Origin of the sequence: Nocardiopsis sp. CC223A, assembly GCF_030766825.1 — a bacterium.
Lineage (GTDB): Bacteria > Actinomycetota > Actinomycetes > Streptosporangiales > Streptosporangiaceae > Nocardiopsis.
Genome location: NZ_JASFDV010000018.1, coordinates 41,547 through 55,155, shown reverse-complemented (window position 1 = coordinate 55,155; position 13,609 = coordinate 41,547). Strand labels below are relative to the sequence as shown.

Genomic DNA, 13,609 nt, shown 5'->3' with positions numbered 1-13,609 from the left:
GTGAGTGCCCGGCGCGCACTCGTCGTTCAGGATGGGGTGTCATGGGCGACGATCACATGACAAACCACACCATAGGGGTGACCGGGGCCACCGGGGCGGTGGGCGGGCGGGTGGCCGCCCGCATCGCACGGATGGGGCGGGCACAGCGACTCATCGTGCGCGACATCAACCGCGCACCCGAATATCCCGACAGCAGCGCGGCCATGGCGGCCTATGAGGACACCGGTGGGTTCGAGCGGGCCTGCCGGGGGGTGGACACGCTGTTCCTGGTCTCGGCGACGGAGTCGGAGGACCGGATCGACGTGCACCTGAGCGCGGTGGACGCGGCGGTCGAGGCGGGGGTCTCGCGCATCGTCTACCTGTCGTTCCTGCGTGCCGGGCCCGCCGCGACGTTCACGTTCGCGCGGACGCACTTCTTCACCGAGGCGCACATCCGGTCGACCGGGGTGGCGTACACGTTCCTGAGACCCACCCTCTACCTGGACCTGCTGCCGCACTGGGTGGACGACGACGGCGTGGTGCGCGGCCCGGCCGGGGACGGGCGGGTGGCCTGGGTGGCCCGCGACGACATCGCGGACGTGGCGGCGGCGGTGCTGACCGACCCGGTGGCCGCCGCGGCCGCCGAGAACGCGACCTACGACCTGACCGGCCCGGAGGCCCTGTCGCTGGGGGCCACCGTGGACCGCTTGAGCACACTGACCGGCCGGACCATCCGGTACGTGCCCGAGACCCGGGAGGAGGCGCTGCTGTCCCGCAAGGCCACCGGCGCGCCCGACTGGGAGGTGGCGGGGTGGGTCTCCTCCTACGAGGCGATCGCCGCCGGGGAACTGGACGTGGTGTCGTCGGCGGTGCCGGATCTGACCGGGCACCCGGCCCGGTCGATCGAGGGCTTCCTGCGCCGCCATCCGAGCGCTCTGTCACACGTGTCGGCCTGAACCCGTTCCGGTCCCCGCCCCGGGACTTTCGCTCCCGTGTCCGCGTTCCCGCTGCGCGGTCCTTGACCTCAACATTAGTTGAGGATGAAGGGTGGACGGTGTCGCGTACAGGACGCGGCGGACGACCACCGGAGGGAAGACACATGCGTGCGATACGGGTGGAGCGGTTCGGCGGACCCGAGGTACTGGTGGCCCGGGAGGTCCCCGACCCCGAGGTCGGGCCCGGCACCGCGGAGATCGCGGTCGAGGCCGCCAACGTGATGTACCTGGAGGTCCTGATCCGCTCGGGTTGGGGTCGCGACCACTTCCCCGTGGTCCCCCCGTACACCCCCGGCACGGGGGTCGCCGGGACGGTGACCAGGGTCGGACCGGACGTGGACCCCGCCTGGGTCGGGGCCCGGGTGGTGGCCGACACCGGGGAACCGAACGAGGCGGGCACCAGACTCCCGGTCGGCGGATACGCCGAACGGGCGGTGGTCCCGGTCGACGACCTGGTCCGGGTCCCCGAGGGGGTCGACCCGCGGGACGCACTGGCCCTGCTGCACGACGGCCCGACCGCGCTGGCGCTGGCCCGGACCGCCGGGTACCGGACCGGTCAGACGGTGCTGGTGACCGCCGCGACCGGGGGTGCCGGAAGCCTGTCGGTGCAACTGGCCCGCCGGGCCGGGGTGCGGGTGATCGCCGCCGCCCGGGGAGAGGCCAAGCTCGACCTGGCCCGCGGACTGGGCGCGCACGAGGCGGTCGACTACTCCCTGCCGGGCTGGACCGACCGGGTGCTGGAGCTGACCGGCGGCACCGGCGTGGACGTGGCCCTGGACGGGGCCGGGGGGTCACTGGGCGAGGCCGCCTTCACCACGGTCGCCGAGGGCGGGCGGTACATCAACCACGGATCGGCCGGGGGCCGGTTCGCGGAGATCGAGCCCGCCCGGGCCCGCGAGCACAAGGTCCGGGTCTTCGGCCTGTTCGACGTCAAGTCCGGGGCCGAGGACGGGACCGACGGCCTGACCCGGGCCCTGGAACTGGCCCGGGCCGGGGAGCTGGCCCCGCACATCGGCCTGACCCTGCCCCTGGAGCAGGCCGACGAGGCCCATCGGGCGCTGGAGGAGCGCCGGGTCCTGGGCAAGGTGCTGCTGACCCCCTGACCCCGGGCCCACCCCCGGTACGGCGGCGGCCCCGGCCCCTTGGTCCCACCCTGCCGGGGCCGCCGCGGTGCTCAGCCCTGCCGGGCGGCCACGCGGGCGCGCAGCGCCGCGGCCGCCGCCCGCGGGTCCTCGGCCTCGGTGACGGCGCGCACCACCACGATCCGGCGGGCACCGGCGTCCAGGACCCGGTCCACGTTGTCGAGGTCGATGCCGCCGATCGCGAACCAGGGCCGGTCGGTGTCCAGGGCGGCCGCCCGCTCCACCAGTTCGGTCCCGGCCGCCGGGCGTCCCGGCTTGGTGGGCGTGGCCCAGACCGGGCCCACACAGAAGTAGTCGCCGCCCGGTTCCTCGGCACAGGCCCGGGCGGTGTCGATGTCGTTGTTGGAGCGCCCGATCAGCGGGTCGGCCCCGATGATGTCGCGGGCCATGGGCACCGGCAGGTCGCGCTGCCCCAGGTGGAGCACGTCGGCGCGCACGGCGCGGGCGATGTCGGCGCGGTCGTTGACCGCGAGCAGCGCGCCGTGGCGTTCGCACGCCTCCCGCAGCACCTCCAGGGCCGCGAGCTCCTCGCGCGCCTCCAGGCCCTTGTCCCGGAGCTGGACGATGTCCACTCCCCCGGACAGTGCGGCGTCGGCGAACTCGGCGAGATCGCCCCGTTCGCGGCGGGCGTCGGTGCACAGGTAAAGAAGCGATGTGTCCAGGCGCTTGCGCAGGCTGGTTCCGTGGCTGGTCCTCACGTCCACCAGCCTAGGCCCTGACCCGGACGGACCCAAGGGGGCGGGCGACACGGGCGCGCCCGCCCCGGGGACGGCTCAGAAGGCCAGGCTCTGGGCGCGGCGGCGCACCTCGGTGCCCCGGTTCTCGCGCATCGCCTGGATCGGGGTGCCGGGCAGCGTGTCGTCCGGTGTGAAGAGCCAGCGCAGCGCCTCCTCCGTGGAGTAGCCCGCGTCGCCGAGCAGGACCAGGGTGCCGGGCAACCCCTTCACGAGGTCGTCTCCGTCGATGAAGGCGGCCGGGATCGAGAGCTCGCCGCCGCGGACCACGCCCATGAGGCGGTTCTCGCGGATGAGCGTCTTGATGCGGTTCGGGCTCACGCCCAAAGGCGCGGCCGCCTCCTTGAGGGTCAGCCACGCGCCGACCAGGGTGTCGAGGTTGGAATCACTAGATGTCACCCCACCAATCTGCCACAGGCGCGGCCTCCCCGGACACCCTGCGCGCCGCGGGCACCGGCTCGGTTCCCCGGATCCGGGGGTCGTAGTATGTGGGGCGAACACAGACGTCCCGCGGGAGCCGGGTGGACCCGGCTGAGAGGGGGGCTGCCGCCCCCGACCGCACGAACCTGATCCGGATCATGCCGGCGAAGGGAGCGGAGGCACCATCGTGCGCACCCCGAACACCGATCGGCACCCCGACACGATTCGTCCTACCTCTGTCAGGCCGGAGGACGGTCACGGCGTCGTCGTGGTCGGCGGCGGCCTGGCCGGCCGGGTGACCGCCTGGCGGACGGCACAGGCCGGGGTGCGGGTCACCCTGGTCGAGCCCGACCCCGTCACCGACCCGGCCGGGGCCCGGGCCGCGTCCACCGTCGCGGCGGGGATGCTCACGCCCGCCACCGAGGCGGTCTTCGGCGAGGAACCCCTGATGGAGTTCTGCATCCGGTCGGCCGCCCTGTACCCGGACTTCGTCGCCGAGCTGGAGGCGGCGAGCGGGCTCGACGTCGGCTACCGCACCACCGGCACGCTGCTGGTCGCCTTCGACGCCGATGACATGGCGGCCCTGGACCGCCTGCACGACCTGCACAAGCGCCTGGGGGCGGCCACCGAGCGCCTGAGCGGCCGCGAGTGCCGCCGGCTGGAGCCGATGCTGGCCCCCGCGGTGCGCGGCGGCGTGCTCGCCCCCGAGGACCGCTCGGTGGACCCGCGCCTGCTGCTGCACGCCCTGGCGGTGGCCGGGGAGCGTGCCGGGGTCGCCGAGGTCCGCTCGCGTGTCACGGCCGTGCGCTCGCCCGGTGCCGGGGGCGCCCGGCTGGGCGCGGTCCTGGGCGACGGCCGGGAGCTGCCCGCGGACCGGGTGGTGATCGCCGCCGGGTGCTGGAGCGACCGGATCGATCTGCCCGAGCCCGTGGTGCCTCCGCTGCGCCCGGTCAAGGGGCAGCTGCTGCGCACCCGGGTGGCCGCCGGGGAACCGCCCCTCGTGGAGCGGACGGTGCGCGGCCTGGTCCGGGGCTTCCCCGTCTACCTGGTGCCGCGCGCCGACGGCGAGGTCGTCATCGGCGCCACCCAGGAGGAGCTGGGCCACGACACCTCCACGACCGTGGGCGGGCTGTGGCAGGTGCTCCGGGACGCCCGCGAGCTGGTCCCCGGGGTGACCGAGCTGGAGGTCACCGAGACCTGTGTGGGGCTGCGCCCCGGCTCCCCCGACAACGAACCCCTGCTGGGCCCCACCCGGGTCCGGGGCCTGCACCTGGCCGCGGGGCATTTCCGGCACGGAGTGCTGCTGACCCCGGTCACCGGCGAGGTCATGGCCCACGCCCTGACCACCGGGACCCTGCCCGAGTACGCGGAGCGGTTCGCCGCCGACCGCGCCGGCGAGACGAGGAGTTGAGAGCTGTGGAGCTGATCGTCAACGGCGACCCACGCAGGGCCGCCGACACCGTCACGGTCGAGGAGATCGTGCGCGACCTGACCGCCGCCGGGCGCGGCACGATCCCCGGCGGCATCGCCGTCGCCGTCAACGACGAGGTGGTGCGCCGCGCAGCCTGGGCGGACACCCGGCTGGGCGCGGGCGACCGCGTCGACGTCCTCACCGCCGTGCAGGGGGGCTGACCGTGACCGCGCACATCGACGACCCCCTGGTCATCGCCGGGGTCCCCTTCGGGTCCCGGCTCATCACCGGCACCGGCGGGGCGCCCTCGACGGAGGTCCTGGAGGAGGCGCTGATCACCTCCGGGACCGAGTTGACCACCGTGGCCATGCGCCGGGTCACCCCGGGCGCCCGCGGCTCGGTCTGGGACGTGCTGGAGCGCAACGGGATCCGCCCGCTGCCCAACACCGCCGGGTGCTTCACCGCCACCGACGCGGTGCGCACCGCCCGGTTGGGCCGCGAGGCGCTGGGCACCGACTGGGTGAAGCTGGAGGTCGTGGCGGACGAGCACACGCTGCTGCCCGACCCGGTGGAGCTGTTGGAGGCCGCCGAGCGGCTGGTGGACGAGGGGTTCACCGTGCTGCCCTACACCAACGACGACCCGGTGCTGGCCCGCCGGCTGGAGCAGGTGGGCTGCGCGGCGGTGATGCCGCTGGCCGCGCCGATCGGCTCGGGGCTGGGCATCCGCAACCCGCACAACCTGGAGCTGATCGTGGAGCAGGCCGGGGTCCCCGTGATCGTGGACGCCGGGATCGGCACCGCCAGCGACGCCGCCCTGGCGATGGAGCTGGGCTGCGACGCGGTACTGCTGGCCAGTGCGGTGACCCGCGCCGAGGACCCGGTGCTCATGGCCCGGGCGATGCGCGACGCGGTCCGCGCCGGGCGCGCCGCCCGGCTGGCGGGGCGCATCCCCGTGCGGCGGCACGCCCGCGCCTCCTCCCCGGCCGTCGACTGAGCGCGCCCCGCCGCACCGGTCCCGCCGCCCGGAGCGGCGGGGCCGGGTCGAGGAGACCTCGAACACGTGGGAATCGGGTCCCTTTCGTGATCATGTGAGCGATCCGGAACCGAAAGCGCTCGCCGAGCGACGAAGACAGAGGGGGCGGGGCCACCGACCCGGTGGACCGGCGCAGGCCGGACCGAACCGCGCCGACCCGGCCGCTCACGGCGTTCTCACTGGTCAGGACGTCGAACGGGGGGCGTTGGGAAGGCCACCGGTGCGGCGGCACCACGGCGTTGCCCCCATCCCCTACCGTGAAGAGGGGTGCGTACCGCCCGGCAGCGGGACACGGCGCATCCCAGGACGACCCAGGACCGCACGCCCCACCCCCCGTGGAGCAGGGGCGGCGCGGCCGTGAACCGCGGGGCAGACCCGGGACGGGCTTCCGCTATCGTGTCGGTTCGAAACCCGGTGTTCGGGTACGCGCCACCGACCGCGACAGCCCGCGCTCCCCGCAGCAAGGACACTACTCCGCCGTGGACATGACGACTTCCGACCCGCTCGTGGGCGCCACCCTGGACCAACGCTACTTCGTGGAGTCCAGGATCGCCGGAGGCGGGATGGCGACCGTCTACGTCGCCCACGACCTGAGGCTGGACCGCCGGCTGGCACTGAAGGTGATGCACCCTTCGCTGGCCCAGGACCCCACCTTCGTTCAGCGCTTCATCAACGAGGCGCACTCCGTCGCCAAGCTCTCCCACCCCAACGTCGTCCAGGTGTTCGACCAGGGCGAGGACCGGGGGCACGTGTTCCTGGCGATGGAGTACGTGCCGGGGCGCACCCTGCGCGCGCTGCTCAAGGAGCGCGGCCGGCTGTCCGCCCACGACGCGCTCCAGGTGATGGCCTCGGTGCTGGCCGCGCTGGGCGCCGCCCACCAGGCCGGCATGGTGCACCGCGACATCAAGCCCGAGAACGTGCTCATCACCGAGGACGGCCGGATCAAGGTCGCCGACTTCGGCCTGGCCCGCGCGGTGGAGCAGTCCACCCAGGGCCTGACCCGCACCGGCACCCTCATGGGCACCGCGGCCTACCTCGCACCCGAGCAGATCGAGCGGGGCACCGCCGACGCGCGCACCGACGTGTACGCGGCCGGCATCATGCTCTACGAGTTGCTCACCGGCAGCCAGCCGCACACCGGCGAGACGCCCATCGCGATCGCCTACCAGCACGTCAACGAGGACGTCCCGCGTCCCTCGTTCTACCTGCCGGGCCTGCCGCCGGAGGTGGACGCGCTGGTCACCAAGGCCACCGAGCGCGACCCCCGCTACCGGCCGGGCAACGCCGGGCAGTTCCTGGCCAAGGTGCTGGAGGTGCTGCCCCGGCTGCCGCGGACCCCGCAGGCCAACGGCGCCCCGCTGCCCCCGGTCGTCCCCGCGGCCGCCCCGGCGGCCTCCGTCACCGCCCCGCAGCTCATCGCGGGCGGGGCCGGGCCGGGCACCGAGAACGCCACCATGATCGTGGAGATGGGCCCGGGCGCCCCCTACGACGATGACGACGACTACGCGGACGACTACCCCGAGGACGGTCCCCCGGGCCGGCGCCGCGGGGTACTGCTGGGCGCGGGCGCCGCGGCCCTGGCCCTGGTCGTGTTCGTCGCCGGGTGGTGGTTCCTCATCGGCCGGTTCGAGGAGGTGCCCGAGGTCATCGGCGCCGAGCAGGAGGCCGCCTGCGCCGCCGTGCGCGAGGCGGGGCTGACCTGCCTGGTGGCCGACGAGAGCGTCTACAGCGACGAGGCCGCGGGCACCGTCGGCGGGGTGGATCCCGCGGTCGGCGAGCGGCTCTCCCCCGGGGACGAGGTGACCCTCAGCCTGTCCAAGGGCCCGCAGGAGGTCGAGATGCCGGACTTCCAGGGCGAGGACATCTCCAACGCGCTCAAGGAGATGGAGGAACTGGGGTTCGCCCAGGAGCGCCTGGAGCAGAACGTCGTCGACGCCGAGGACGTCCCGCCGGGCCAGGTCATCTCCACCGACCCGGCGGCCGGGGAGGTCGCCGACCGGGAGTCGACCGTCACCTTCGAGGTGAGCCGCGGCATCGACGTCCCACCGGTGACCGGCCAGAAGGTCGAGGACGCCGAGCGCACGCTGACGGACCTGGGCCTGACGGTGAACATCGTCGAGGTCGAGAGCGACAGCGTCGACAAGGGCCTGGTGATCAGCCAGAACCCCGACACCGGCGCCACCTTGAGCACGGGCGGCGTGGTCGAGCTGACCGTCTCCACCGGTCCGCCGGGGCTGGAGATCCCCGACGTCGTGGGCATGAACGTCCGCGACGCCCGGGAGGCGCTGGAGGAGGCCGGGTTCAAGGTGAAGGTCGAGCGCATCCTGGGCGGCCGGATCGTCGCGGAGCAGTCGCACACCGGCAAGGCTCCCGAGGACACCGAGATCACGATCACCGCCACGCCCTTCGCGTTCGAGAACGAGGACGATGACGACGACTGATCCGGTGTGAGGGACGGGGGGCGCGCCCCGGACCGGGCCGGGGTAGGGTCACCGCCATGGAGAGCAGCGAGGAGATCCGGGTCCTGGTCGTGGACGACCACCCCATGTGGCGCGACGCGGTCGCGCGCGACCTCGGTGAGGCCGGGCTGACGGTGGTCGGCACGGCGGGCGACGGCGCGAAGGCGCTGCGGATCGCGCCCGCGGCCCGGCCCACCCTGGCCATCGTCGACCTGCACCTGCCGGACATGACGGGGGTCGAGCTGACGGCGGGTCTGACGGCCCTGGCCGAGCCGCCCCGGGTACTGGTGCTGTCGGCCAGCGGGGCCGGGGACGATGTGCTGGCCGCCGTGAAGGCCGGGGCCACCGGCTACCTGGTCAAGTCGGCGGGCCGCGACGAGCTCCTGGACGCGGTGCGGCGGGTGCACCGGGGCGAGGCCGTCTACACCGCCGGCCTGGCCGGGCTGGTGCTGGGCGAGTACCGCAGGCTCTCGTCCGCACGCGAGCGCGACGCCGACGACGGCGCCCCCGCGCTGACCCCGCGCGAGACCGAGGTGCTGCGCCTGGTCGCCAAGGGGCTGGCCTACAAGCAGATCGCGGAGCGGCTGTCGATCGCCCACCGCACGGTGCAGAACCACGTGCAGAACACCCTTACCAAACTGCACCTGCACAACCGGGTCGAGCTGGTGCGCTACGCCATCGACCGCGGCCTCGACGACTGACCACCGCGGAGTCGGGCGACGGCTCCGCCCGGGAGCCTTCCGAACGGCGCAGAACCACGTGCAGAACACCCCTACCAAACTGCACCCGCACAACCGGGTCGAGCTGGTGCGCTACGCCATCGACCGCGGCCTCGACGACCGACCGCCACGGGTCGGGCGACGGCTCCGCCCGGGAGCCTTCCGAACGGCGCAGAACCACATGCAGAACACCCCTACCAAACTGCACCCGCACAACCGGGTCGAGCTGGTGCGCTACGCCATCGACCGCGGCCTCGACGACCGACCGCCACGGGTCGGGCGACGGCTCCGCCCGGGAGCCTTCCGAACGCCGCAGAACGGTACAGAGAACCCGTTCCGGGCAGACCACGGGGGAGTTCGAGCGCTGTTCACCGGTCCGGGTTGGCCTGGGATCGCCCGTACCACTATGGTCTAGACCATATGGCGCCAAGCGCCGTGGAACCCACAACGTCGAGGAGATTCGTATGCGCGTCGGGGTGCTGACCGGTGGCGGCGACTGCCCTGGTCTGAACGCGGTCATCCGGGCCGTGGTCCGCAAGGGCATCAAGGACTACGGCTACGAGTTCATCGGCTTCCGGGACGGCTGGCGCGGCCCCCTGGAGGGCGACACCATGACCCTGGACGTCGAGGCGGTGCGCGGCATCCTCCCGCGCGGCGGCACCATCCTGGGCTCCTCCCGCACCAACCTCATGAAGATCGAGGGCGGCGTCGAGCGCGTCAAGGACAACATGGCCGGTCTGGGCGTCGACGCCCTGGTCGCCATCGGCGGCGAGGACACCCTCGGCGTGGCCCGCCAGCTCCACGACCGCGGCGTCAACGTGGTGGGCGTGCCCAAGACCATCGACAACGACCTCAACGCCACGGACTACACCTTCGGGTTCGACACGGCCGTCAACATCGCCATGGAGGCGATCGACCGCCTGCACACCACCGCGGAGTCGCACCACCGCGCCCTGGTCGTCGAGGTCATGGGCCGCCACGCCGGGTGGATCGCCCTGCACTCGGGTATGGCCGCGGGCGCCAACGTCATCCTCATCCCCGAGCGCCCCTTCGACATCGACGAGGTCGTCGCGCACGTCGAGAGCCGCTTCCGCACCCAGTACGCGCCGATCATCGTGGTCGCCGAGGGCGCGCACCCCAAGGAGGGGCAGATGGAGCTGGCCACCGGCGAGAAGGACTCCTTCGGCCACGTGCGCCTGGGCGGCATCGGCCAGAACCTCGCCGACGAGATCGAGCGGCGCACCGGCAAGGAGGCCCGCTCGGTGGTCCTGGGCCACGTGCAGCGCGGCGGCACCCCGACCGCGTTCGACCGCGTGCTCGCCACCCGCCTGGGCGTCAACGCCATCGAGGCCGTGCACGACAAGGCGTTCGGCAAGATGGTCGGCCTCCAGGGCACCGACATCGTCCGGGTGGAGCTGGCCGAGGCGACCGACACCCTCAAGACGGTCCCGGTCGAGCGCTACACCGAGGCCGAGGTCTTCTTCGGCTAGGCCCGGCCCCCCACGCTCCCCCGCGGAGCCCACAGCCGGCCGCCCCCTCCCACGGCTCCCGGGAGGGGGCGGCCGCATGCGGGGCACCCCTGTCAGGACAGGACCGGTTCGCCGACCCGGACGGCGGCGCAGGGGCAGTCGAAGGCCCCCTCCGGGTGTCGCCCCGCGTCCGGGGCCACTCCGCGCACCCGGTGGATCTCACGCACCGTGACCGTACGGGGGACGAAGACCTCCCATCCCCGCGGGTTCGGCAGCGCCCGCACGATCCGCACCGCCTCCCCCGCGGTGACCCGCAGCGGCCGGTTCGTGTAGTGCCCGACGGTCACCGGCTGGTCGTCGTCCAGCCGGATGTGCACCGCGACGAACCGTCGGTGGTCGTCGTCACGTGCGAGTTCCTGCAACCACTGGTGGGTGAGCGTGTAGCAGGGCAGCACCGGGAAGCAGTACACGCCGTGCCCCCCGCCGTGGCCGCGGCCTGCCGCACGGACCCCCGAGCGGCGCAGGCGCACGGTGTTCGCGGCAGGGGTGAGGTGGACGAACAAGGCCATGCCGCGATCCTAGGTTTCCCCCGGCGGATACGCACGGTGGTCATCCGGGTGCGTCGTCTTCCGTCCGGACCGAAATATGGATGGAGCGGTGGGGAGGATGTTCGATACTGGTAGAAGTACGGCGATGGGCGATCCCGGTTTCCCGCCACCGCCGATCCCGTCACGGCAACCGGGAACCCACGCATGTCTATCCGGAGGTAGCACCCATGTCCGCGTCGCTTGAGTCCGCGCCGGTCCCCGTCGGTGGAACCGGAGACGGGCTGGGCGAACTCTGCGTGCTCATGAAGCTCGGCGAGATCGTCCTCAAGGGCTCCAACCGCAAGCTGTTCGAGCGCCGCCTGCACAACAACATCCGCTCGTCCGTGCGCGACCTGGGCGAGATCCGCGTCTCCCAGCGCGGCTCCGGAGTGATCATCGTGCGCAAGCCGGGGGCCTCGGACCTGGAGGTCGCCGAGATCGCCGACCGCATGGCCAACGTCATGGGCGTCGTCTGGGTGCACCTGGTGCGCCGGGTGCCCAAGGACACGGCCACGATCACCGACGTGGCCGTGCGCTCCATGGAGGGCCGCGAGGGCACCTTCGCGGTGCGCGCCCGCCGCCGCGACAAGCGCTTCGAGATGACCTCCTCGGAGCTGGCCGGGTACCTGGGGTCGGAGATCATCAAGGCGCACGGCTACCCCGTGAACCTCAAGCGCCCCGACAACACCCTGCACGTCGAGGTGGACAAGGACGAGGCGTTCATCTTCACCGACGGCGTCCCGGGCCAGGGCGGTCTGCCCGCCGGGATGAGCGGCCGCGGCCTGGTCCTGATGTCGGGCGGCATCGACTCGCCGGTGGCCGCGCACCGGATGATCCGGCGCGGGCTGAAGGTGGACTTCCTGCACTTCTCCGGGATGCCGTTCACCGGCCCGGAGTCGATCTACAAGGCCTACAGCCTGGTCCGCCAGCTGGACCGCTACCAGGTGGGCTCGCGGCTGTTCGTGATCCCCTTCGGCAAGGCCCAGCAGCAGCTGAAGAGCTCCGGGATCGAGCGGTTGCAGATCGTCGCCCAGCGGCGGCTCATGCTCAAGACCGCCGAGGTGCTCGCCGACGACCTGAAGGCCGAGTGCCTGATCACCGGCGACGCGCTGGGGCAGGTCTCCAGCCAGACCATGGCCAACCTGACGGCGCTGGACGACGCGGTGGACCTGCCCATCCTGCGCCCGCTGATCGGTATGGACAAGACCGAGATCATGGACCAGGCCCGCCGGATCGGGACCCTGTCCATCTCGGAGCTGCCCGACGAGGACTGCTGCACCATGCTGACCCCGCGCCAGGTGGAGACCGCGGCCAAGATCCCCGATCTGCGCCAGATCGAGAAGCGCCTGGACGCCGAGGAGCTGGCCGAGTACCTGGTGACGACCGCCCAGATGCACAAGCCCAGTTTCCTGGGCGAGGCCGCCCCGGCCCGGCTGGAGCCCGCCAAGGCCGCAGCGGTCAAGGTCTGACCGGGTCGGTCGGCCCGGCGGACCGGGCGGACCCGGGGGGACCCGACACGGCGGGGCCCGCGCGGAGATCGGTGGATTCGAGATCTCGCGCGGGCCCCGTCGTCGTGGCCGCGGGTGTCAGAGGCCGGCGAGCTCGTGGCCGGCCGCCGGGGTGAGCGTGCGCCCGGTGAGCGCCGCCAGGGTCCCGGCGAGGTCGCGCAGTTCGGCCAGGTCCTCCTGGACCAGGGCCTGCGGGCCGTCGCACAGGGCGGTCTCCGGGGTCGGGTGGACGTCGACGATGACGCCGTCGGCGCCGACCGCGACGGCGGCGCGCGACAGCGGCAGCACCAGCGAGCGCTTGCCGCCGGAGTGGGACGGGTCGACGATCACCGGCAGGTGGGACAGGTTCTGCGCGACCGGGACCGCGCTGATGTCCAGGGTGTTGCGGGTGGCCTTCTCGAAGGTGCGGATGCCGCGCTCGCACAGGACGATGTCGAGGTTGCCCTGCTGGGCGATGTACTCGGCGGCCATCAGCCACTCCTCGATGGTGGCGCTCATGCCGCGCTTGAGCAGCACCGGCTTGCCCGCGGCGCCCGCCGCCTGGAGCAGGGCGAAGTTCTGCATGTTGCGGGTGCCGATCTGGAGCATGTCGGCGTAGGAGGCGACCAGTTCGACATCGGCGGCGTCCACGACCTCCGTGACGATCGGCATCCCGGTCTCCTCGCGGACGTCGGCGAGGATCCTCAGGCCGGCCTCGCCCAGCCCCTGGAAGGCGTACGGGGAGGTACGGGGCTTGTAGGCACCGCCGCGGAGCAGGGACGCGCCGGCCTCCAGTGCCATCCGGGCCGCGGCCAGGGTCTGCTCGGGTGTCTCCACCGCGCACGGACCCGCGATGACGGTGACGTTGTCGCCGCCGATCGGCACCCCGCGGACGCTGACGACGGTGCGGCTGTCGTGGTTCTCCCGGCTGACCAGCTTGTAGGGGGCGGAGATGCGCAGGACGTCGGCGACGCCGGGCTTGGCGGCCAGCCCCAGGTCCTGGAAGCGCTCTACATCGCCGACGAGACCGATGATGGTGCGGCTGACGCCGCGGGTGACGTAGGCCTCGCCGCCGGAGGAGGCGACCAGTTCGACGATCGAGTCGATGTCGCCTGCGGTGGCGCCCGGTGCCATCACGATGACCATGTGGGTTTCCCTGCCTGTCGTTGGGTGC

General features: G+C 73.1%; 13 protein-coding genes, 1 pseudogene and 1 riboswitch. Of the genes and pseudogenes, 10 read left to right on the top strand and 4 right to left on the bottom strand.

Going from position 1 to position 13,609, the window contains the following annotated elements; genetic code table 11:
- Positions 1 to 41 precede the first annotated feature (41 nt).
- Entirely contained in the window at positions 42 to 935 is an 894-nt protein-coding gene (locus tag QJS33_RS09920) for an SDR family oxidoreductase (RefSeq protein WP_306367594.1), read from the top strand.
- Positions 936 to 1,078: 143 nt separating this feature from the next.
- Complete coding sequence (locus QJS33_RS09915) at positions 1,079 to 2,077, top strand: zinc-binding dehydrogenase (protein WP_306367593.1); 999 nt, start codon at positions 1,079 to 1,081, stop codon at positions 2,075 to 2,077.
- Positions 2,078 to 2,148: 71 nt separating this feature from the next.
- On the opposite strand, the gene thiE is transcribed toward QJS33_RS09915, so the two are convergent.
- On the bottom strand, positions 2,149 to 2,814 hold the full coding sequence (gene thiE / locus QJS33_RS09910; protein WP_306367592.1) for a thiamine phosphate synthase: 666 nt from the start codon (positions 2,812 to 2,814) through the stop codon (positions 2,149 to 2,151).
- Positions 2,815 to 2,889: 75 nt separating this feature from the next.
- Entirely contained in the window at positions 2,890 to 3,249 is a 360-nt protein-coding gene (locus QJS33_RS09905; RefSeq protein WP_306367591.1) for an Rv2175c family DNA-binding protein, read from the bottom strand.
- A gap of 101 nt (positions 3,250 to 3,350) precedes the next feature.
- A riboswitch (TPP riboswitch) is annotated at positions 3,351 to 3,460 on the top strand.
- A 33-nt stretch (positions 3,461 to 3,493) separates the two neighbouring features.
- On the opposite strand from QJS33_RS09905, the gene thiO reads away from it, so the two are divergent.
- The 7 genes and pseudogenes from thiO to QJS33_RS09875 all read left to right on the top strand — a co-directional run bounded on the left by thiO (position 3,494) and on the right by QJS33_RS09875 (position 10,382).
- On the top strand, positions 3,494 to 4,681 hold the full coding sequence (gene thiO, locus QJS33_RS09900) for a glycine oxidase ThiO (protein ID WP_306367630.1): 1,188 nt from the start codon (positions 3,494 to 3,496) through the stop codon (positions 4,679 to 4,681).
- Between the two features lie 5 nt (positions 4,682 to 4,686).
- The gene (gene thiS, locus QJS33_RS09895) at positions 4,687 to 4,902 is read left to right on the top strand and encodes a sulfur carrier protein ThiS (protein ID WP_306367629.1); all 216 of its coding nucleotides are present in this window, start codon (positions 4,687 to 4,689) and stop codon (positions 4,900 to 4,902) included.
- Between the two features lie 14 nt (positions 4,903 to 4,916).
- The gene (locus QJS33_RS09890) at positions 4,917 to 5,675 is read left to right on the top strand and encodes a thiazole synthase (RefSeq protein WP_306367628.1); all 759 of its coding nucleotides are present in this window, start codon (positions 4,917 to 4,919) and stop codon (positions 5,673 to 5,675) included.
- Positions 5,676 to 6,193: 518 nt separating this feature from the next.
- On the top strand, positions 6,194 to 8,155 hold the full coding sequence (gene pknB / locus QJS33_RS09885; RefSeq protein ID WP_306367590.1) for a Stk1 family PASTA domain-containing Ser/Thr kinase: 1,962 nt from the start codon (positions 6,194 to 6,196) through the stop codon (positions 8,153 to 8,155).
- A 56-nt stretch (positions 8,156 to 8,211) separates the two neighbouring features.
- Positions 8,212 to 8,874 carry a response regulator transcription factor gene (locus QJS33_RS09880; RefSeq protein WP_306367589.1) on the top strand — a complete coding sequence of 221 codons (663 nt, stop codon included), beginning with the start codon at positions 8,212 to 8,214 and terminating at the stop codon, positions 8,872 to 8,874.
- A gap of 49 nt (positions 8,875 to 8,923) precedes the next feature.
- A pseudogene (locus QJS33_RS31370) lies at positions 8,924 to 9,013 on the top strand (DNA-binding response regulator); the annotation flags it as partial.
- A 343-nt stretch (positions 9,014 to 9,356) separates the two neighbouring features.
- Positions 9,357 to 10,382 (top strand): 6-phosphofructokinase, encoded by a 1,026-nt coding sequence (locus QJS33_RS09875; protein ID WP_306367588.1) that lies wholly within the window; start codon positions 9,357 to 9,359, stop codon positions 10,380 to 10,382.
- Between the two features lie 92 nt (positions 10,383 to 10,474).
- Here QJS33_RS09875 and QJS33_RS09870 read toward each other — a convergent pair whose 3' ends face one another.
- Positions 10,475 to 10,930 carry a hypothetical protein gene (locus tag QJS33_RS09870; protein ID WP_306367587.1) on the bottom strand — a complete coding sequence of 152 codons (456 nt, stop codon included), beginning with the start codon at positions 10,928 to 10,930 and terminating at the stop codon, positions 10,475 to 10,477.
- A 206-nt stretch (positions 10,931 to 11,136) separates the two neighbouring features.
- Here QJS33_RS09870 and thiI point away from each other — a divergent pair, with 206 nt between their 5' ends.
- Positions 11,137 to 12,417, top strand: a complete 1,281-nt coding sequence (thiI, locus tag QJS33_RS09865; RefSeq protein WP_306367586.1) for a tRNA uracil 4-sulfurtransferase ThiI — start codon at positions 11,137 to 11,139, stop codon at positions 12,415 to 12,417.
- Between the two features lie 117 nt (positions 12,418 to 12,534).
- On the opposite strand, the gene aroF is transcribed toward thiI, so the two are convergent.
- Positions 12,535 to 13,581, bottom strand: a complete 1,047-nt coding sequence (aroF, locus tag QJS33_RS09860; protein ID WP_306367585.1) for a 3-deoxy-7-phosphoheptulonate synthase — start codon at positions 13,579 to 13,581, stop codon at positions 12,535 to 12,537.
- Between the last annotated feature and the right edge of the window lie 28 nt (positions 13,582 to 13,609).